The sequence below is a fragment of the Ochrobactrum sp. C6C9 genome (assembly GCF_022627935.1).
Lineage (GTDB): Bacteria > Pseudomonadota > Alphaproteobacteria > Rhizobiales > Rhizobiaceae > Brucella > Brucella teleogrylli.
The window spans coordinates 1-19279 of record NZ_JABXGB010000045.1; the positions used below are offsets into that span (position 1 = coordinate 1).

Genomic DNA, 19279 nt, shown 5'->3' on the forward strand with positions numbered 1-19279 from the left:
TTGCGTGACTATGTGCAAATCAAGAAACCCGGCACGAGTGACCCGGCAAGCCGTCCGAACGATATCTTATTCGACAGTCGCTATCCACAATTCCAGATTATCGCACAGGGCTTTATCCCGATATCGAGCTTTGGCAACTCGTCGGCAGGAGACGCGGTATACAAGGGCGCGAGAACCTATCGGTTGAACTTCAATAATGCCGGTTTCGTGCCTTACCTAAAATACTCAACCGTGTTCCCGAACTGCGTGACGACGCCGATCTATCGAGCCGAGCGCGGGGTTGATGTTTCCAACATATCCATGCTGGCCGAAGTGAACGACACCTATGTCGATTTCTTCTGTTCGCCGGATAGCGGTTGGTCTGATGCATTCAGTCAGGCTGGCAGCTGGACGCGACTTGATTACGGTGCCCGTATTCAGGGTGTCCGGTACTACATTTTTGGCATAACGCCGAACTGATCTCAGGAGAAAAATCTATGGCTACTTTGTCCGACTACATGTCGGGAACGATTTCGCTCGCCAATGGGTCAGTGACCGTTACGGGAACCGGCACGCTGTTCGAGGCAACGCGGTTTCGCGAAGGTGACACTCTTCAAATCCAGAACCTGACCGCTGTCATTGCCAGCGTCGATAGCGACACGCAACTGACGCTTGCAGAGCCGTGGACGGGCCTCGATATCGTCAACGGCGCATACCGCGCCCGACAGCTTGGCGACGGGTCGCGGGTCTCGACGCAAGCCGCAACCATTATCGAACTGCTCGGCAATGGTGTTTTGATGAACTTGGCCGAACTCGGCGTCGAGGAAGGGAAGGTGCCAGTCGGTGGGCCTACGGGTGAGTATGAGCTTATTGATAAAGGTCAGATGGGCGTCCAAGACCCGAACGGAAGCCTTGGCAAGCTGGCGGCTCTGACGCTGGCGGCGAACAAAATTCTAAATACCGACGGTTCCGGCAATCTAATTCAGTCCGATATCACGGCAGCGGCACTCGTGTTGCTCAAGCTGGCAGGAACAACGGCGGCAAACAAGTTTCCGTATTTCATTGGTGAGGATGGAGCGGCTCTCGCTGACCTCACTTCGCAAGCTCGAACAATGCTTGCAAGCACAACGCCTGCTGTTACCTCGCTTGGATTTACCCCTATCAATCGTGCTGGAGATACCGGAATAACGGGCAATCTGAAGACGACGGGAAAGGTATATGTTGGCGCTGCCATGCCGACTAGTACACCTGAGACGGGTTCACCCGCTCTACAGGCGCAGGGGGTCGTTGGGTCGCATTCCGCTGCATTGCTTTATTACAACGACGCCAGCATGTATTTGATGGGTTTTTATAAGGGCGGGTATGGCCTTTCAGGCGGCATTCGTGGCGATGGAGCAAATGGGGTGCAATTCCTCACATCGTCCGATTACCGATTGAAATACGATGTCGAGCCGTTGGTGACTTTCAGCATTGGCGAGGAAGATTTCCAAGAGCTTGGCCCAGCATTGCTCCGCGTTATGGCCTTCCGTCCGGTGCGTCATAAATGGGTAGACGGTGACGGCGAGTTTGTGCACGGCTTCCTCGCTCATGAGCTTCAACAAGCTGCGCCGCATGCAGTTTCTGGAGTGAAGGACGAGACGGCCATCGTTGGTGTAGCCAAAGACGAAGATGGCAATATCATCGCCGAAAACATCAAGGAAACGCAGTGCCCTGAAGGCGCGACATGGACCGAAACGAGCATCACAGATGTGTACCAAAAGGTCGATTATTCGCGCATCACAGCAGACCTCGCGGCAGCGGTACAGGAATTGACCACGATAGTTCTCGATCAAAAGCGACGGCTTGATAATCTTCCTGAATGATTTGCAGGATTAAACCCAACAACACCCGGACGAGGCGCATCGCTTTTGAGGTGTCTTTTGTGCCGGTAAGGAAAACCGAATGAGCACTCAGGTTTAACATGGCCGTGGCACTGCCCAAGGTGGGAAATCACGGAACGACGCGCTGTCCATTGGCCTTTCTCAAGACCGCTGTGAATTCGTTCGATCCTGGTACGGTCTCGTGAACTTCCTCGGCAACCAGACTAATATAATTCAATTTGCATAGACGAGTGATCATCTCTCGAAAAGATGCGGGCGTAAACTGCCATGCGTGCACGTCGATATAACCGCCATTTGCTCCTTCCCAAGCTTGGACGGCGAGTTTGATGCGCGATAGAACTGCATTTTCGTACGTGTCATCGAAGCTGTTGCCTTCCCAGTGACGTGCTGGATCATTGTGCGTGGTCAGCGCAAAGTGCTCGATGGCGCTCGTCAAAGAGTGAACTTTTCTGCCTTCGATGTGAGCGGCAACCACTTCGGCGATACTTGACACCTCAATCCCCGCGTCGAAGCAATATCGCTTGTCTGGAATGATGAGGAAGTACGCGCCGCTTTCATTTAGAAGATTAGCTACATCGTTCAGATGCCGTATAAAGTCCGGTTGATGCTCGATGCAGTGAGAACTCAGGACCGCGTCAAATTTACGAACAACAACGGAAAGATCGCCATTCCGTGAAACAAAATCTATGTGAGGCGCATGCTTAATCTCGTAGCCAATTGTATTAGCCCGTAAGATGAGCTCTTCCCTCGTCAATACATCGAAGTACGAAATATTTTCTCCTATAAGGACTGGATTGCAAAATGGGCCAATCTCTAACGCGCTTACCGCTTCACTGGCCAGCATCGCTAGGCCGTTTCGTGTGGATGCATTTATCGAATAGAGGCGGCCCTCTTTACGTCCAAAGCATTGATAATGGGTAACAGCATCAACGCCAGCTTGCGCTACATCCGGGTTGAGGCGCAGATAAAGATCCGGATCGAAATCAAATGGTAAGCTGTCCGTCATTCCACCGATACTTTCCATCCATGGGGCCGATAGCACAACCGTTGTGAGCGCAACGAACACCCCACCTTTTCTTTTGTGAATGATGCCGCGAGATAAGCTCTTTGATTGATAGGAGCGGACCGGGATGATTGGAGATCGCGCTGATGCCATGCTTGAAGACATGGATGAAGCCAGGCATGAGGGCAAGTATCGTCGGATCGAGGTGATTACCGGCCGGCGGCAGCGGCGGAATTGGACTGACGAGGAGAAGGCACGGATCCTTGCGGAAAGCGCGGAACCTGATGTTAACATCTCGGCCGTTGCCCGGCGCTGGGGCGTCAATCGCGGCTTGCTGAACGTCTGGCGCCGGGACGCTGGGCTGACCTCCCAACGATCTGCGAGGTCCAGTGCGCAGCAGGCGATGTTCGTGCCCGTGACGGTGGTTGGCGATCGAACGCCTCCCGGAAGCTTGCCGTCGGATGTCGCCCACGTTGCCGCAGGTCGGATTGAGATCGAGATTGCTGGCGCGCGCATGACGGTTATGGGCCCGGTAGCACCTGAACTGGCGCAAGCGATGGTGGCGGCCTTGCGAGGTCGCCGGTGATCGGAGTTTCGCCGAGTGGCGTGAAGATCATGGTGGCGACGCAACCTGTCGACTTCCGGCGCGGTATGAATGGTCTTGTGGCTTTGGTGGCGTCAGCGCTTGCGGCCGATCCCTATTGTGGCGACGTGTTCGTGTTCCGCGCCAAGCGTCTGGATCGACTTCGCTGCATTTACTGGGATGGGTCAGGCATGATCCTGGCGACAAAGTGGTTGGAAAGCGGAAAGTTTGTTTGGCCCCCGATCCGCGATGGTGCGATGCAGATGAATGCCCAGGAGTTCTCACTTTTACTGGCGGGCATTGACTGGACACGGGTCAAGCGAAACGCGGTGAGACGACCCTCAAAAGTAGGCTGATCCTATTGGTTTTGCTTGAAGATTCAGGCTCATATGGTAGGGTCAGTCATGCTGCTTCGACCCGATCCCTTGCCTCAGGATGCTGCGCAATTGACCCGGATCATTCTCTCGCTCGACGAAGAGAATGCCGACCTCAAAGCGCGTATTGTCTTCCTTGAGCGCCAGCTCTTCGGGACGAAATCGGAGAAGATGACGATCATCGATCCGGCCCAGGCAACACTCGACCTGGGCCATCCAGGCGATATTCCCGTTGCAGCCAATGACGATGCCGCACCGGCCGATGAAGACAAAACACAGGCACGGCGATCGCCTGCCCGCAATATCGGCCGTTTGCCCAAGCATCTTCCGCGCTATGAAGAGATCATTGAGCCGGAGAGCAAGATTTGCCCTTGCTGTTCGTTCGAACTGCATTGCATCGGCACGGACGTCAGCGAGGCGCTCGACATCGTACCTGCTGTTGTCCGGGTCAAACGGACGATCCGGCCGCGCTATGCATGCCGGGCCTGTGAGAGTGCCGTCGTGCAAGCACCTGCACCGGCGCGCGTGATGGACGGTGGCATGGTGACCACTGCGTTTGCCGCGCATGTCGCTGTTTCGAAGTTTGCCTGGCATCTCCCGCTCAATCGTCAGGCGCAAATGCTGGCCTCCTGCGGTGTCATCATCGATCGCGGCACGCTTGGCGCCTGGGTAATGCGGGTCGCCTGGTGGCTGGAGCTTCTCTATGACGCGCTTACCGCCTTTATCCGCTCGCAGCCGAGAGTGTTCTGTGACGAGACGCCGTTGCCCCGGCTCGAGCCGGGCCGCAAACGAACCAAGGTCTGCCAGTTATGGGCGCAGGCGGTTGACGACCGTCCCTGGAATGGTCCGGCACCGCCGGCTGTGGCCTATATCTTTACCGAAAGCCGCAGCGCCCGCGAGATCGAGGGACAATTGTCGTCGTTTACCGGCGTGCTTCAAGTCGATGGATACCAAGCCTATAAAACCATGGTCAAACGTCGGGGCAAGAGCAATGTCGCACCCATGCGGCTAGCCTTCTGCCTTGCCCATGCCCGGCGCAAGTTCGTTGATGTCGTCAAGCTGACGGGTTCTTCGGAGGCTTTGTCGATCCTTGCCAGGATTGCGGAAATCTATCGGATCGAAGCAAAACTGCGCGGCGAAAGCGCCGATACCCGGCTCGTCGTGAGACGTCGGGAGGCAGCTCCAGTCATGAGGGAGCTGAAGGCCCACCTCACCGAACTGCGCGACGAGGTGTCGGCGAAATCGGCACTTGGCAAGGCCGTCAGCTACACGCTCAACCATTGGAGCGGGTTGACAGCCTGCCTTGATGATGGCCGGATCGAGGTCGACTCCAATGTGGTCGAGCGTTCAATGAAATCCGTGGCCCTGACGAGGAAGAATTCGTTGTTCGTGGGCAACGAGCGGGGTGGAAAGACTTTCGCTGTCCTCGCATCGCTCGTCAACACCTGTAAACTGAATGGTGTGGACCCCGAGGTCTGGCTTGCCGATGTGCTGGAGCGCATCATCTCCGGCAAAGTGAAAGCCAACGAAATGGAAAGTCTCCTGCCGTGGGCCTGGAAGGCTGAGCGTGAAGCGATGACACAGCAGGAGCGACGGGCGGCATGACACCGAACAGCCAGGCGACGACGGCACGACCGAAGCTCGATGACGAGGCGTTCGAAGCCTTTATCAGGGCACGTCGTCCGGCATCGCCAATCTGGTCAATGAGCGGTCTCGATGGTTATCTTACGGCTCTCATCATCGGCCCGAAGTTCATCGACCCACGCAAGTGGATCCCGGAACTGACCGGCCAGGACGCCCTGAACTTGCCGATGCAAACAACCGAACATCGGGCCGTGCAGACGATCGTTGCGGAATATAACCGTATCTCCGCGAACCTTTCCGAAACCCCGAAAGACCACAGGCCCAGGTTCACCAGGATCGATGACCAAACCTTTGATCCGTTCGATTGGGACCTCTGCTTTTTGCTGGCAACAGGATACGCGCCGAGGCTTTGGCAGCCGGTTCTTCGAGGTCATGCCGGGACTGGCGATATCATTGCGCCCATCCGCAAGCTCGGCGAGACAAAACGGAAAGCGACCCGCCAGGATGCTGCTGACGTCGCCGAAGCACTCGTCAATATCCGAACCTACTTTATGCCGAAGCGGGCAAAACAGAAGTTCTGAAAGAAAGTGCTATTGCGATCCCGTCAACGCCGAAAGCAGTGGGCTGTTCGTCGCGCTCACCAACCGTTAGTGGCTTAGGTCCCATAAGACTAAGTCAACATATAGGTTAGAGTAAACCTACAATGCCGCCCACTGAGGCGGCTTTTTCTTTGTTGAAAGGAAATCCCGGCATGTCTCTCAACACGCCGGGCTACGCGCTTTAGCGCGCGGCGAACACGATGGGCGCGCTGTTTAACAAGAGCACGGTTTACAGCGTGCAGCCGTAAGCTGCGAGAGCAACGCCGCCGACCGCACCGATGACTGACCATCCAATCATGCTGATACCCATGAAGCTGTGATACGTGTCCGCTGAAATCTTCTTGAAAGCCGCAACCACCAAAAGGTTTGCTAATGCGCCAGCAATGAGACCGATACCGTTTGCGACATATGCCGCTGGATGAAGTGCCATGGTCTGCATAAAATACGGTCTCAGCAGGAAAGTCGCTCCCAGCATTCCTGCGATCAACACAAAAACGGAAACCATTCCGAAACCGGACCATCTTACGAGCATTTGGTGAATTACCTTTGTCTTGGAGAAGATCAGGCGGTAATGGCCCTTGCTTGCTCACCGGGCAACCCACCGATGACAAAATCCTCAAGAAAAACCCCGGAACAAGCCGGGGCTATTTGTCAGCGAACTTGCAGTACCTCGCCGGAATACCGGTCGATGACTACCCGCATTTCATCATCGTAACGGTCCACTCCACGGACGATATAGACATTGCGTTTACGTGAGACGCTGTCAATTTCATCCATACCCTCTCTCTGAGCGATGCGTGCCGCACGACGTTCGCTGATATCTTCGCGATATCGCGGGCGATCACTTTCAGGTTCTACTAGGCGGATGCCGTTCGGGCCGATTTCTATACTCTGCGCGTGCGCAGGAAGAGCGGAAGCCAATACTGTTATCAGTGCTGCGAAAGCTGCAGTTTTGTACATTGTCTATCCAACATTCAGTGGTTCATATCGCCCGCCAATTACCGGCGGCTTTGTACATCGCCTCATCTCCGGTGAACACTGGCTTGTGGCTCAATTACGCTAACAAAGCGAATGATCCTGTGATGTCTTCAAGGCAGCCGACCGGATCCGCATTCTTGGTGGCGTTCGATATACTTCCGATTCAGCAAATCGACGGCCTCCTTGGCGTCACTTTCGCTGAGCCCGGACTGTTTATGGCCTTCAATAGAGACGATCTCGCCGTTGAATACGTCATACACGCACCAAGTCATATCGCTCTCCAGACGCATGTCGAAACCATTTCTAATCATAACCATTCCTCCAATGATCAGACTAACGGTCTCGAAATAACGAACGGGAGGATCTTTCGTTCGTTCAATTGGAATTACGCTTAAGAACGAACCGTGCGCACGGAGCGCTAATTGAGCTCCCAACTCCATTACAGGAAATCCCCATGAACCAAACAACGTTCTTCGCGTATGCGAGGCGCGCGCCTTTTGGCGGGCGCTTGAGCCAGGCGCAGGTCGACGGCACGTCGGCTATTTTGGCCGAAGCTGAGCGCCGAGGCCTGCCAGCCGAGCAGACGGCTTATGTGCTCGCAACGGCATTCCACGAAACCGGCGGCAAGATGCAGCCGATCGAGGAAAACCTGAACTACACCAGTGCGGCACGCATCAGGCAGGTCTGGCCGTCGCGGTTTAGCACGGTAGCTGCCGCCCATCCTTATGTGCGTAACCCGCAGGGACTCGCCAATAAGGTCTATGGCGGTCGCATGGGCAATACCGGCGCTAACGACGGCTGGTTATACCGCGGTCGCGCCTTGGCGATGATCACCGGCAAGGACAATTACAAGAAGTACGGCCTTGGCGATAACCCCGACGCCGCGCTGGAGATGGCGACAGCTATCCGCATCCTGTTTGACGGGATGATCAACGGCAAGTTTACAGGCAAGCGGCTGGCGGATTATTTCGGCGCCGATAACGCTAACCCAGTGGGCGCCCGCGCTATCGTCAACGGCACGGATAAAGCAAGCCTCATCGCCGGCTATTATCGCAACTTCTTCGATAGCCTCGTTGCGGCCCGTGAAATGAAGCCCGCCGCGGCCGAGGACGCCAAGCCTGATGATGTGCCTCTGCTCGAAAGCCCCGCCGTTAAACTGATGCTTACGGGTGGTGCTGGCACGATGGCGACCAGCCTTATTGGCGCTGTGGCTAACCCGTGGGCGTTCGCAACTGTCGCGCTTCTGCTGGTCGCAGCGGGCGCGGGGGTCTGGCTTTGGAAGAGCGGCAGGCTTGAGCTGAAGAGGGCGGCGGCGTGAGTAAGATTACGGTGGTGATCGATTACGACACGGACACGGATACGGCGCAGGTCCAGTACGGCGGCAAAACGCAGGAATGGCGCGCCGCCAAGCTGACCTTCGCTCAGGGAATTACTGAGACGCGCGATGGCTACCTCATCCGCCGCGAACGCGACGGCAGCGCGTCCATTATGCTGACGGGAGTGCCGACATGACCTGGCTCTTATCCCTCCGCTCCAAAATCACAGGCTGGGCCGTGGCAATCGTCGCGGCCTTTGCGATTCTGGTGGGCGCATACCTCAAAGGCAGGGCGGACAACGCCACAAGCGCAACCGCCGACCGGCTGAAAGCCGCCAACGAAGCAAGGAAAATCGAAGATGAAACCAGCAAGCTTGGCGGCGATGATGTTGACGCTGCTCTGTCTCGGTGGATGCGTGATAGCCGGTAGCTACTGCGATGTTGCCCGGCCTGTCCGCCCGAGCATCGAGGATAGCCTGACCGACGGCACGAAGCGTCAGATCCTCGCGGAAAACACGAAACTTGAAAAGCTTTGCGGGGTGCGTCCGTGAGGGAGCGACTGTGGCTGGCTTGCCTATGGCTGGGCGTAGCGGCAAGGGGGATTATCGGATGACCGGTGCTGAAATCATGGCCGTTGTCGGCTTTATCGTGATGCTGATGGGCTTTCTGTTCGGGCTTTGGAAGTACGTAGAAAGCCAGATCGCGAAAGCTGAGACGCGCAACGCGGCAAAGGCCGAAGCTGCGACCGCGCTTGCCAGCCTGACGCGGCAAGAGCTTTCCGACTACAAGCTGCGCGCGGCGGAGACGTTCGCCACCAAGGCAGGCATGCAGGAACAGACGTCGCAGATCATGCGCGCCATCGAAAGTGTGGCGCACCGTATCGATGGGCTAACCGAGCGGATTGATAATCTGATGCAGCCAAAATCGGTGAGAAGTAGAAATTAATTCCTAAAAAGTGGGAACAAAAGATACCGCATGCGCATTATACGTTCGCAAATGCCAAATATGAATGGAGAATACAATATGCGTCGTATTTTGTTAGCTGCTGTTGCAACTGCTGCACTTGTTTCTTTTGCAAATGCGCAGAGCGCTACCGCAACGCAAGAAGAGGTATTTGTTACTGCAAAGCCTACCGACGTTATTACTAGTAATATTCTTAACCTTGATGTTACGAATTCTAACGATGAGAGCATCGGCAAGATCCAGGATGTAGTGATGGGCGACGGTGACGTCGAAGGCTATATCGTATCGGTTGGCGGCTTCTTGGGCGTCGGCGAAAAGTATGTAGTCGTTGACCCGGATGCTATCGAGATTGTCTATTCTGAGAATGATAAGAAATGGTCGGCGAAAATGAACGCCACCAAGGAACAGCTCGAAAAGGCCACCGAGTTTAAGTACGAAGGCCGATGGGCCAAGTAACCAGTTTTTGAGAGAGCGGCTTTCGGGCCGCTCTTTTCATTTTTGGTAAGCTAGAGGCGCGAGCAGCTAACAGCTGCTTTTCAGGTTCAAGCGCTCTCCGGATCATGTGAATGCAGACGGCTTAAAGAGAGCTATCAGCCCCGCTGGGCCGTGGTTCCTATTTATGCAAGCGTGTAGAACCAGATTACCGGCGCTAGGATCAGAATCGCCAAGCCAATCCAGAGCGCCCGCCATCCCGCATTCTTCGTTCCCAAGAATGCCGTCATGACTATGGCCGCCGCTATCATCACGGTAATCGGCCAGTAGATTGACATATACACGAGGGCGGCAACCCACCAAGAAATTGAAATCATACGCGCTTGTAGCTGGTACGCAGTGCGGCGGCAATATCTAGTGGCGGGGGGCAGGGTGTGATCAGCCAAAAAGTAGTTTGAATTCATAAGCGAGGCGAGCGCATCCCAACCCAAATAAGATAAGTGATCCTATGCACGTCGCTATGCCTCCGTACATGTAACGATCAGCGATCAGTATTTCTTTGTCTTTAACAAAGGGTAGACCCGACCGCTCGTTTCTGTCCACATGCCGCGCGGAAAGGAAAGCGAGGGGATAAGTCAATCCGGCGAAAAAAGCGCCAGTCGCCCAGAGAGCCAAGGGCCAGAACACCACTGGCCCAAAACCCGCGCCTACAAGCGATCCGAGTTGGCTAATAAACGCAACGGCGCCCCCTCCGTTTAACAGCACGGACGTATTTACAGCCGCACGGGCATAATCTTGCGATATCTGACGGTAATCAGCCATGTCTCGTCTATGCTGGCTGCACCTGCGTATACTTCAGCGCAGCATTTTTGATGCGGTCAGCATACTCATAGATTTGATCAAGGCTTTCTATGATGATGCGGTCTTCGGCATCTCCATCGAATATACCAATATACTTCGTCGAACGATTGAAGTGCAGGCGCACGAGCGGCTTTCGATTGTTGTCATCAAGTAGAACAGCACAGTACGATTTTGCGTCCCGCATAAACACACGTTTTGCCGCGACTACCTCACGACAGATGGCCTTTACAACCATGAAACCTTCAACTTCGTCCTCTGTCGTAACGATCTCTGGATCATCCGCTGGCTGTTCGATTTGCTCCATGACCTCTTCCGTTCCTGCGAGGGCGTTGGATAGACGGCTCTTCACGGCGTCCATGATGACGTCACGGAAAGCTGATTTCGTTACTGCCGTGAGCATTTCTTTTACGGGAGCGGTGAGACGACCGTCATATACATCGGCAGCGACAATACGAACGAAGTCTTCGGTGGGCTCTTCGATTAGGCTGTTGATGGCTTTTTTAATTCCGGACGCGTACTTCAGTCGTTCAGCAGTCGCCAGAATATTATCGACGTTAAAGCTGGCCTTCTCAAATTTTTTGAGTTCGACAGCAATCGCTGGATTAAAGTCAGCAATATCAAATACAAAGAACGGTCGGGTGTCGAGTTTGTTTGGCGCATCCAGATCGGTGTAAAAATTAAATGTCCGACCGTTCGTTAAAATTGCAAATTTTGCATTGGTTACACTGAAGTAGCGATATAGCTGATCTAGATGCTTTTTCTCCAATGTAAATGTAATCGGCTTGCATTCGATCAAAATCCGAATTTCATCATCGATTTTGATTGCGTAGTCGACTTTCTCACCTTTCTTACCAACAGCGTCAGCAGTGAACTCGGGTATGACCTCATTTGGATCAAAAACATCGTATCCAAGTGCACGAAGGAATGGCAGGATGACGGCAGTTTTGACGGCTTCTTCAGTTGCCATCGTGCTTGAATGCGTCTTCACGCGGTCAGCGATGATCTTAAGGCTTTCTTCGAAAGTACTCATGCCCCATCCCCCAATGCGGTAAATCCAAGTTAATCCGAAGCTGTCAGAGGAATGTTGAAACGTCAACTACCAATAGTTGTCGAGGTGGTTTTTAATTTTCCCCACCCATTAACACCCCATTTATCAAGACATTCCATCCTTCCTTTTGCGCCGCTCACCACGGCTACCAACCAAACACGAGGAGACTGTATGTCCAATGACAGACAGTGCGCGGGTGCGCGCCTTTCACACGAAGAACTCCTGCGCCGCGCCGAGGCTTACCGCGAGCACGGCACGCTGGTTAAAGCTGCCAGTGCGCTCGGCATAAAGAAGTCGGCATTCCACGAGAGCATCAAGCGGGCGGCTGAGATTGGGCTGTTGGGGCCGTCACCGACGTTGCCCGGCTATGCGATCAAAAGCCTGACCGAGACGCCGAACGGCACTTTCATGCGCCAAACGAAAGAGGCTGGTCTGGTTTACGAGCCGACGGCCGGCCTCGCGGTCAAAGGCAAGACGACGCTCGTCAATGCCGAAGGCCGGGTTATTACGCAGCACATTATGGAGCGGGCTGATGCCAGCGCACAGCGTGCGGCACTGGATGCCATGGTGTCGGCTCTTTCGGAAAGCCTGCCGCGTGTCAGCATCATGCCAGCTCCGCGCGGCACGAATGCCGACCTTCTCAATTTCTTCTGCTTGACGGATGCCCATTTTGGGATGCTGGCATGGCGTGAAGAAACCGGTGCCGATTACGATATCGAGATTGCAGAGCAGCTTGTTACGGACTGGTTCGCTGCCGCGATTGATCTTGCGCCAGATGCGCACACCGCCGTTTTGGCGCAACTCGGTGACCTTGCCCATTACGACAGCATGGAAACGGTCACGCCTGCCAGTAAGCACGTGTTGGATTCGGACTCACGACTGCAGAAGATAATTCGCGTCATCATCCGGACCGTTCGGCGTGTCATCGACATGCTGCTGCAAAAACATCAGCACGTGCACATCATTATGGCGCAGGGCAACCACGACCCGGCCTCCTCGGCATGGCTTCGAGAAATGCTTGCAGCGATGTACGAAACCGAGCCCCGCATCACCGTCGATAACTCGCCCAGCCTTTATTACGCCTACGAGTGGGGCAAGACAGCGATCTTTGCGCATCACGGTCATAAGCGCGGAGTCAATAACGTCGATGCGACGCTCGCTGGCATGTTCCGCGAAATGTATGGACGGAGCAAATATGCCTATGCGCACATCGGCCATTTGCATTCGGACGAAGGGCGCAAGTCTGGTCTGATGTATGTCGAGCGCCACGAGACGCTGGCGGCGCCAGACGCATATGCTGCCGGCGGAGGTTGGCTGTCAGGCAGATCGGCGAAGGTCATCACGTACTCAAAGCTGTACGGCGAAGTTTCGCGCCTGACGCTCAGGCCTGAAATGGTCCAAGGCGCTGCGCGTTTGCTGGTGACCGCGAATGATAACCAGCCCAAGCGGGCTGCAGCTTAAAAAGAAAAAGGCGGGTTTTGCCCGCCTCTCACTTCGTTGTCCTATTGTGCAGCAAGAATGCCTGCAATCAATCCGGTGGCACCTGCAATGAGAAGGAACTGATTATCGACCTTAACCCAATGCTGGCCACGACCAGGCTTACGAAGACCGTAGCGATTGTAGTCGCGGATTTCCTGATGGCGGCGCCAATCGCTGTAACGCTGACCCTTTGACCACTGATGACGGCCGTAGTCGCGGCGATCATGGCGATAGAACTCCTTGCCGTGATGCGGGCGCTGCGGCTCATAGCGCTGTGGAGCAGGCTTGCTGTGATGGTAATCGCGGGCCTGTGCCATTGGAGCGGCAACGAACGTCATAGCGATGGCGGCTAGTACAGCTTTCTTGAACATGAATGCTCTCCTTTGTTGTCCGCAAGATATCGGGAGCGAACTGAACGCTAGATGAACAGACGTAAGTGCAAACATTAAATAAATTCAATGTGATGTTTGTAAAATATTAACCAAAATACTAACCACCGCAGCCAAAAACACGAGGAGAGAATATGCATGAAGAAGCAGAAGACCGCGCTGCACGAGCGGCTGTTGAAGAACGGCAGATGAGGGCAGGCGGGGCGGTTATAAGCTGCCTGCCAACACCTTATAACGACAACCCGCCAACTACCGGCAAGCCACTCGTCATCATCGAAAGCCCTTACAGCGGCGACGTGGAGCGCAATACCGAATATGCGCGCGCTTGCCTTCTAGATAGTCTGCGCCGGGGCGAAGCACCGATTGCGAGCCATTTGCTACATACGCAGGTGTTGGACGACTTGCGGCCTGATGAACGTGTACTCGGCATCGAGGCTGGCCTCGCGTGGTATCGGGTGGCGGATAAATGCGTTGTTTACGGTGACCGTGGCATTAACGGTGGTATGATCGAGGGCATCGAGCGGGCCAAGCGGTACGGAGTGTTGGTCGAGTTCCGCAATATTGAAGCAAGCGCCGCAGGAGAAAACCCATGAGTAACCTTGAAACAGCAATTGCGGTAGCGGCAGCGGCGCATATGGACCAGAAGAGCGATAACGGCGATCCGTACATTCTGCATCCACTGCGCGTCATGATGGCTCAGGAGACGCGCGAAACGCAGATCCTCGCTGTTATGCACGACATGATCGAGCACACGAACACGTCACTGAACGATATCTATTCGTTCGGCTTTGACGACGACATCGTTCTTGCCTTGAATTCGATCACGCGTCGCGATGACGAAGACTATCTCGTCTACGTCAAACGGGCTTGCTCCAATCCTATCGCGCGACCGGTGAAGATCGCAGACCTGCGCGACAATTTGCGTGCCTATGGCGACGATGAGGAACACCGAGTGCGCTACACCGCAGCTCTCGAAATGATCGGGGAGGCGCCATGATCCCCTTCAAAGTTGGTGATCAGGTGGTCTGCATCGATGCCAAGGTCGGCTTCGAGCAGTTCATCGAAATCCGGGAAGGCGAAGTTTACACCATTTCGTGGATAGGCCCGTTTGAACATTACACGCAGGGCAACTACATCGGCGTTCGTCTGAAAGGCGTCGATCGAGGAATCTGCCCGCAGTTCGGTTATGACAATCCGCCGTTCGCGGCGCGTCGGTTTCGCCCGCTTGTTCGCGATAAGCTTTCGTCAGTTCGCGGGTTACTCGCAGGCGGGCCAGTAACTGAGAAGTTCGAAGAGCCGAAGCGGAAGGTGAGGGAGGTTGTCTAATGGGTGTTATTGGACCAAACGGCAAGTTTATGAGTGCGCCCCAGCGGATCGGCTCGCTGCCAGCCTATGCGCCAGCTATCAAATCCGACGGCGGCAGCACGAGCTATTACGAGCTGCCTCCCCATGCGACCGAGCTAAACGACCTGATCGAGCACAAAGGCATGTCCTTCGCGCTCGGCAACATCTTCAAGGCTTGCTATAGGTTCGGTGAGAAAGACGCGGCCAGCCGAATGTACGATCTGAATAAGATTATTTATTTCGCTGAGAGGCTGAAGGCATTGGAAACGAGAAGAAAAACCTAGCCAGTAACGCGGCTCCCTTGGGTTCTTATCTACGAAAAGAACGTTTTCGCGATGAGCCTCCGCACGACCGCCTAAGTATATTGGAAAGTTTTGTCCAATCTTCTGAGGGGGATGACATCTGTTTGTGCGCGTCTTCAATATCGCGCTGCGTAGCAACAGCATTTTTCACCACGCTAAAATTACTGTTCGGAATGGTAATTCCGATATTCACTTCATGGTTATTCATTCTAATCTCTCTTTCGTGTTGGCTCCCTTGCCGGGCAATAAAAAAGGTCGGGCTATTGCCCGACCCCAAAAGTCAACTTCTTCCGATTGTGCCAGTACATCCGTGGTCACTAGAAAGAAGAAACTTCATTCAAGCCGCCTGCAAATTACAAACGGACATTTTTCCAGACTTGCGATCCTGTTCAAGATCATAAGTCAGCTTCTGACCTTCACTGAGCGTATGCATACCTGCTCGCTCAACAGCGGAGATGTGAACAAACGCATCCAAACCGCCGTTTTCAGGCTGAATGAAACCAAAGCCTTTTGCTGCGTTAAACCATTTAACTGTGCCGGTGCTCATATGAACCCCTTTCATAGCAATATTGATATCCGCGTTTGAATTAAACGCAGAGATGAAACGATTTTTTAAAGGGAGTTTTCGTTCGGCGCGCAGTGCTAATCGCGCAGGGAGCAAATCTCAGCAAGAAAATCTCGATTTCTAGCTTTTATCAGCTTAAATAAATTTTGTCAAATTATTAATATCTCACGATCTCTTTCATAGAGAGAAAAACTTAAATCTATTACTATTTCTGTTGTCTTCATATAGAGATAACAAGTTACTTGAGAGGCCCGGTGCGGGCTCCCTCAAATGATGATTGTTAAGCTGTGCCGTAAGAGAATGAGCCATCAGTGTGGGGGCCTGCATTCGCTTGAATGTCGCCCATGACCTCAGCCATAAAGCTATTTAAAATCAATACCGAGTCATTGTAATGAGGACCCGGCAGTGGCTTCATCCTGGCTGTTAAATAACCGGCTTTCATAATCATCTGCTTCAGTATGCGATGGTTTGAGTGAAAATCAATATTATGGATGTTGGAAGACATAGCGTCCTCCTTTCAAATTGCGGGCAAGGGCAGTTCAGCCCGCGTCAGCTGAGCCCGTATTCAATCAAAAGCTGACAACCTATGGTGGACGGACTGCACGCGAATAGCAAGCGGACAATTAAGGTCACTTAAGGGCAAACCGTACTTTGTACCAACGGCCCTACAATTGATTCATTAGCGGAAGTTTAATTCGTATCAAAAAGAACCCCGCAGCGAAAACCGCGCGGGGTAAGGCTACTGAGCCCTCTCTCCCAAGGGCGACAAAAATTTACCCATCTGGTCAAAAAAGTAAAGCCTGACATGAAGTCAGGCTTCAAACTTTCTGCCTTTCAGGGATGTAGGCCGCCTTCTTCGGCGGCTCGATGGCCGGCGGCTAAAGAGGTTGTCCATCTGGGAAAAAAATCAAAAGGGCCCCGGATTCCTCCAGAGCCCTTTTCGCCTAAGCGGATTGGTTATCTGTGGTAAGATAAGCCACCCCAAATTCTGCCTTCGTCACGATGACGGCCTCCGTGTATGGCTCCGATGTAGGCTGCCACAGCGGCAACGAGAGCAGATGCTGCAAGCAGGAATGCAGTGAGAATGCCAGTTATTCTGGCCTTTTCAGCAGTTTCAGCCGCTTGAGCCTTTACTTCTTCAGCAGCTTTCTCGGCCTGTGCTTGAGCGTCGGCGAGTGCCTTCTTCGCTTCTTCCACTTTCGCCTGAGCTTCGGAGCGCAGGGCCTGAACGCGCTCAACGGTCTGGTTCACTCGCGTCTGGGCGTCATTTTGACTAAGTCCCGTCCGCGTGGCGACTTGGTTTGTGAGCCAAGCGCGGTCAGCGTCAGAAATTTCGCCAGTACTAAGAAGGTTTCCCAGAATGCCGCTTATCTGACGTTGGAAATCCGCCAAGTTCTGTGCTTCCTGACCGGCCACAGAGCTTCCTTGGGCGTCTGTGCGCAGCAGGCTATCTGTAAGATAGTCTAATGGGTTGGTTTTCAGTCCTTGCGGCAACATCTGCTCTACGGATGGAGCGGCCGCTTGCCCTGCGCCTTGCGCAAGCCCCGAGACAGCTTGCCCTGCACCTGAAACGATGCCGCCCGCTAACTGACCGGCGCCCTGAGCGGCGCTGCCAACAACTGTACCAGCGGTTTGTACTGCTGTCTCAGCCGCGCTTCCAACCGCTTTTGCGCCACCTGAAATAGCGCTGAGGAGTAGCAGCGTGGAAACGATCGTTCCCAAACCCCATACAACCAAGCCGTTCAGGCCGTCCCGAACGGTTAGTTCGTCACGAGTTGCGGTTCCAGCGGGGCGGCGCATTCTTCCGGTGATATATCCGCCGAGCATATAAGAGGCGACCGTCGATATGACGATAAAGAGCGCCGTAATAACGAGCCATACCGTACTTATATCCCCGCCTTCATCGACGGAAAATGAGCTTAAGCCAAGGCCGCCGGCGAATGTGGTCAGGACGGCCATCACACCTGATGCCACTGTAGCGCCAGCAAAGATTGCCGCCCAGTCTACATAGCCGCGATCAGACGTCTTTTCTACGACAGTTGGATCTACCATCAACGTAACCCCAGAAAAGAGAGAATGAACAACACGATGACAACTAGTCCTACTAAATAGATGATAGAGTTCATGTTGATTGTCTCCTTCGCATAGATAAAAAAATGCCCGAAGGTCGGGATTTTAGTGATCGATGGATTGTGCTCTGGAGATGAGAACTCGGCAGCTATTAAAAAGTTTCATTCAGTATGAATTTTATTTATTCTAAAAATACTTAGTCGGGTCGGTGGGCACTGTCCGAACTGCTCACTTCGACTTTCGTGTCTCGTTCTTCAACGAATTCCGCAAAGTGTCCATGATGTTAATCATAATCGGCTGGTTCCATATTGGAGTTTGCGGCGGGAAAATGATCTTCTGGATGCCGGAATTGATATTTCTGGTGTGTCAATTTGGCGGCCAATTCTGACATGTAGCCGAGGTCTCGAAGCCCGCTCTCATAAAGCATGATAATTGTGCCAGAGAGATCTATCCCCACATACTCTCTTTCGCTTTCATCGAGCAGGACAACAGCATCGGAATAAATCCGTCGCATAAAGTTCACTTCCTCGATTGTATAAATGCGGCTTCCCTCGCTAAAAAACGGCATGATTAGCCTCCCTTCAGTCCCTCAACCAAAGCAAAAGCCGTGGGGCATTGATTCAAGTGATATAGGTTAATGCGGAACGGCCCAGAAGGTTTCTGAAAAGTATGCCCTTGGCGCAGAAAAGGCTATTCCATGGGTGTGATAGGTTCCATGGTGTCATCGCCAGTGTAGCGACTGTTGTTGACCTGGGGCGACACGCGCCACGCTTGCAGTACGTCGTCATTTGCGGGTTTGAGCAAATCTTCACGTGGCTCTGACAACCAGAGGTGCCAGTCCTTCTCGTCCAAGATGACGGGCATTCGGGTGTGAATTTTTGCCATGAAGTCGTTAGCGGCACAGGTGATTATCGTGCAGCTTTTCACCTCTTCGCCGGTGGTTCGGTCGCGCCATGTCTCATGCAGGCCTGCGAAGGTCAGGGGCTTCCCGTCCTTAGCAGAGATGAACCAGGGTTGGCGCGCCTCTTTCGGGCCCGTCCATTCAAAAAAACCAGAGGCCGGGATAAGGCAGCGGGTGCTTTTGAAGGCGGAGCGAAACATTGGCTTACTGGCGATCTCTTCAGACCGTGCGTTGAAAGTAGCCGGGACACTCTTCAAATCCTTCGACCACCAGTTGGGCACGAGCCACCAACGCATTTCTGAATAGTAGAGTGCGCCGTCTTTCTGCGTGATTACGCCCACCTGCGTGGTCGGCGCGATATTGTAGCGAGGCTGGATATTCCGAGGCGTAACTGCCGTCAGATTGTACATCGCGTGGATTTCAGCCCACGTATAGGTCTGGGTAAATCGTCCGCACATGCGCGCCTCCGGTTGCTGGAAATGTAGTGCGCTTATTGTTTTCGTCCAGCCAGCGCGAAATACGGCGGATGGCGTATTTAATCTACAAGCCTGAGTTGGTTGAATGTACTCCAACCTTCCGCAGGGGAAGGGAATATTGGAGGGTGCTATGAAATTTGCAATTATCGCGATG

General features: G+C 53.8%; 26 protein-coding genes and 1 pseudogene. 16 read left to right on the forward strand and 11 right to left on the reverse strand.

Annotation, left to right across the window (positions count from 1 at the left end; translation table 11 throughout):
- Both HWD97_RS22150 and HWD97_RS22155 read left to right on the forward strand, forming a co-directional pair.
- Positions 1 to 459, forward strand: a pseudogene (locus tag HWD97_RS22150) (hypothetical protein); the annotation flags it as partial.
- 17 nt (positions 460 to 476) lie between these two features.
- Entirely contained in the window at positions 477 to 1841 is a 1365-nt protein-coding gene (locus HWD97_RS22155) for a tail fiber domain-containing protein (protein WP_371835615.1), read from the forward strand.
- Between the two features lie 127 nt (positions 1842 to 1968).
- Here the strand turns inward: HWD97_RS22155 and HWD97_RS22160 are convergent, their stop codons facing one another.
- Positions 1969 to 3027, reverse strand: coding sequence for a hypothetical protein (locus HWD97_RS22160; RefSeq protein WP_371835630.1), 1059 nt, complete (start codon positions 3025 to 3027; stop codon positions 1969 to 1971).
- Here HWD97_RS22160 and HWD97_RS22165 point away from each other — a divergent pair.
- From HWD97_RS22165 to HWD97_RS22180, 4 genes are read left to right on the forward strand one after another with little or no spacing between them, the layout of a single operon-like run.
- Positions 2990 to 3448 carry a transposase gene (locus HWD97_RS22165; protein WP_151554194.1) on the forward strand — a complete coding sequence of 153 codons (459 nt, stop codon included), beginning with the start codon at positions 2990 to 2992 and terminating at the stop codon, positions 3446 to 3448. The genes HWD97_RS22160 and HWD97_RS22165 overlap by 38 nt on opposite strands.
- Positions 3445 to 3801, forward strand: a complete 357-nt coding sequence (gene tnpB, locus HWD97_RS22170) for an IS66 family insertion sequence element accessory protein TnpB (RefSeq protein WP_043062544.1) — start codon at positions 3445 to 3447, stop codon at positions 3799 to 3801. Before HWD97_RS22165 ends, tnpB begins: the two co-directional genes overlap by 4 nt.
- A gap of 48 nt (positions 3802 to 3849) precedes the next feature.
- On the forward strand, positions 3850 to 5424 hold the full coding sequence (locus HWD97_RS22175; protein WP_371835616.1) for an IS66 family transposase: 1575 nt from the start codon (positions 3850 to 3852) through the stop codon (positions 5422 to 5424).
- Entirely contained in the window at positions 5421 to 5984 is a 564-nt protein-coding gene (locus HWD97_RS22180; RefSeq protein WP_112591117.1) for a UPF0149 family protein, read from the forward strand. The genes HWD97_RS22175 and HWD97_RS22180 overlap by 4 nt, the downstream gene beginning before the upstream one ends.
- 247 nt (positions 5985 to 6231) lie before the next feature.
- Here HWD97_RS22180 and HWD97_RS22185 read toward each other — a convergent pair whose 3' ends face one another.
- From HWD97_RS22185 to HWD97_RS22195, 3 genes are all read right to left on the reverse strand, one after another.
- Complete coding sequence (locus HWD97_RS22185) at positions 6232 to 6507, reverse strand: hypothetical protein (protein ID WP_371835617.1); 276 nt, start codon at positions 6505 to 6507, stop codon at positions 6232 to 6234.
- Positions 6508 to 6653: 146 nt separating this feature from the next.
- On the reverse strand, positions 6654 to 6962 hold the full coding sequence (locus HWD97_RS22190) for a PepSY domain-containing protein (RefSeq protein ID WP_121538146.1): 309 nt from the start codon (positions 6960 to 6962) through the stop codon (positions 6654 to 6656).
- 128 nt (positions 6963 to 7090) lie between these two features.
- A complete protein-coding gene (locus HWD97_RS22195) occupies positions 7091 to 7420 on the reverse strand; it encodes a hypothetical protein (RefSeq protein WP_371835618.1) in 330 nt (109 codons plus the stop codon).
- A gap of 14 nt (positions 7421 to 7434) precedes the next feature.
- On the opposite strand from HWD97_RS22195, the gene HWD97_RS22200 reads away from it, so the two are divergent.
- From HWD97_RS22200 to HWD97_RS22220, 5 genes are all read left to right on the forward strand, one after another.
- Complete coding sequence (locus HWD97_RS22200) at positions 7435 to 8298, forward strand: chitinase (protein WP_371835619.1); 864 nt, start codon at positions 7435 to 7437, stop codon at positions 8296 to 8298.
- Positions 8295 to 8492, forward strand: a complete 198-nt coding sequence (locus HWD97_RS22205) for a hypothetical protein (protein ID WP_371835620.1) — start codon at positions 8295 to 8297, stop codon at positions 8490 to 8492. The genes HWD97_RS22200 and HWD97_RS22205 overlap by 4 nt, the downstream gene beginning before the upstream one ends.
- The gene (locus tag HWD97_RS22210; RefSeq protein WP_371835621.1) at positions 8489 to 8725 is read left to right on the forward strand and encodes a hypothetical protein; all 237 of its coding nucleotides are present in this window, start codon (positions 8489 to 8491) and stop codon (positions 8723 to 8725) included. Before HWD97_RS22205 ends, HWD97_RS22210 begins: the two co-directional genes overlap by 4 nt.
- A 179-nt stretch (positions 8726 to 8904) precedes the next feature.
- Positions 8905 to 9240, forward strand: a complete 336-nt coding sequence (locus tag HWD97_RS22215; protein ID WP_151556185.1) for a hypothetical protein — start codon at positions 8905 to 8907, stop codon at positions 9238 to 9240.
- 78 nt (positions 9241 to 9318) lie between these two features.
- Positions 9319 to 9714 (forward strand): PRC-barrel domain-containing protein, encoded by a 396-nt coding sequence (locus tag HWD97_RS22220; RefSeq protein ID WP_025089957.1) that lies wholly within the window; start codon positions 9319 to 9321, stop codon positions 9712 to 9714.
- An 805-nt stretch (positions 9715 to 10519) separates the two neighbouring features.
- On the opposite strand, the gene HWD97_RS22225 is transcribed toward HWD97_RS22220, so the two are convergent.
- On the reverse strand, positions 10520 to 11581 hold the full coding sequence (locus HWD97_RS22225; protein WP_371835622.1) for a type I restriction endonuclease: 1062 nt from the start codon (positions 11579 to 11581) through the stop codon (positions 10520 to 10522).
- 189 nt (positions 11582 to 11770) lie between these two features.
- On the opposite strand from HWD97_RS22225, the gene HWD97_RS22230 reads away from it, so the two are divergent.
- Positions 11771 to 13060, forward strand: a complete 1290-nt coding sequence (locus tag HWD97_RS22230) for an oxidoreductase (RefSeq protein WP_371835623.1) — start codon at positions 11771 to 11773, stop codon at positions 13058 to 13060.
- 41 nt (positions 13061 to 13101) lie between these two features.
- Here HWD97_RS22230 and HWD97_RS22235 read toward each other — a convergent pair whose 3' ends face one another.
- Positions 13102 to 13449 carry an RcnB family protein gene (locus HWD97_RS22235; protein WP_371835624.1) on the reverse strand — a complete coding sequence of 116 codons (348 nt, stop codon included), beginning with the start codon at positions 13447 to 13449 and terminating at the stop codon, positions 13102 to 13104.
- A gap of 152 nt (positions 13450 to 13601) precedes the next feature.
- Here HWD97_RS22235 and HWD97_RS22240 point away from each other — a divergent pair, with 152 nt between their 5' ends.
- From HWD97_RS22240 to HWD97_RS22255, 4 genes are read left to right on the forward strand one after another with little or no spacing between them, the layout of a single operon-like run.
- On the forward strand, positions 13602 to 14060 hold the full coding sequence (locus tag HWD97_RS22240) for a hypothetical protein (RefSeq protein ID WP_371835625.1): 459 nt from the start codon (positions 13602 to 13604) through the stop codon (positions 14058 to 14060).
- Entirely contained in the window at positions 14057 to 14464 is a 408-nt protein-coding gene (locus HWD97_RS22245; protein ID WP_371835626.1) for a GTP pyrophosphokinase, read from the forward strand. The genes HWD97_RS22240 and HWD97_RS22245 overlap by 4 nt, the downstream gene beginning before the upstream one ends.
- The gene (locus HWD97_RS22250) at positions 14461 to 14793 is read left to right on the forward strand and encodes a hypothetical protein (protein ID WP_371835627.1); all 333 of its coding nucleotides are present in this window, start codon (positions 14461 to 14463) and stop codon (positions 14791 to 14793) included. Before HWD97_RS22245 ends, HWD97_RS22250 begins: the two co-directional genes overlap by 4 nt.
- Positions 14793 to 15095 carry a hypothetical protein gene (locus HWD97_RS22255; RefSeq protein WP_283736182.1) on the forward strand — a complete coding sequence of 101 codons (303 nt, stop codon included), beginning with the start codon at positions 14793 to 14795 and terminating at the stop codon, positions 15093 to 15095. Before HWD97_RS22250 ends, HWD97_RS22255 begins: the two co-directional genes overlap by 1 nt.
- A 355-nt stretch (positions 15096 to 15450) precedes the next feature.
- Here HWD97_RS22255 and HWD97_RS22260 read toward each other — a convergent pair whose 3' ends face one another.
- From HWD97_RS22260 to HWD97_RS22280, 5 genes are all read right to left on the reverse strand, one after another.
- Entirely contained in the window at positions 15451 to 15660 is a 210-nt protein-coding gene (locus tag HWD97_RS22260; RefSeq protein WP_167836075.1) for a cold-shock protein, read from the reverse strand.
- Positions 15661 to 15958: 298 nt separating this feature from the next.
- Positions 15959 to 16183: a hypothetical protein gene (locus tag HWD97_RS22265; protein WP_109705692.1), complete on the reverse strand. Its 225-nt coding sequence runs from the start codon at positions 16181 to 16183 to the stop codon at positions 15959 to 15961.
- A gap of 452 nt (positions 16184 to 16635) precedes the next feature.
- Positions 16636 to 17730, reverse strand: a complete 1095-nt coding sequence (locus HWD97_RS22270) for a hypothetical protein (RefSeq protein ID WP_371835628.1) — start codon at positions 17728 to 17730, stop codon at positions 16636 to 16638.
- A gap of 301 nt (positions 17731 to 18031) precedes the next feature.
- Entirely contained in the window at positions 18032 to 18316 is a 285-nt protein-coding gene (locus HWD97_RS22275; RefSeq protein ID WP_109367109.1) for a hypothetical protein, read from the reverse strand.
- 122 nt (positions 18317 to 18438) lie between these two features.
- Positions 18439 to 19279 (reverse strand): SOS response-associated peptidase (locus HWD97_RS22280; protein WP_371835629.1); only part of this gene is annotated, 841 nt, incomplete at its 5' end.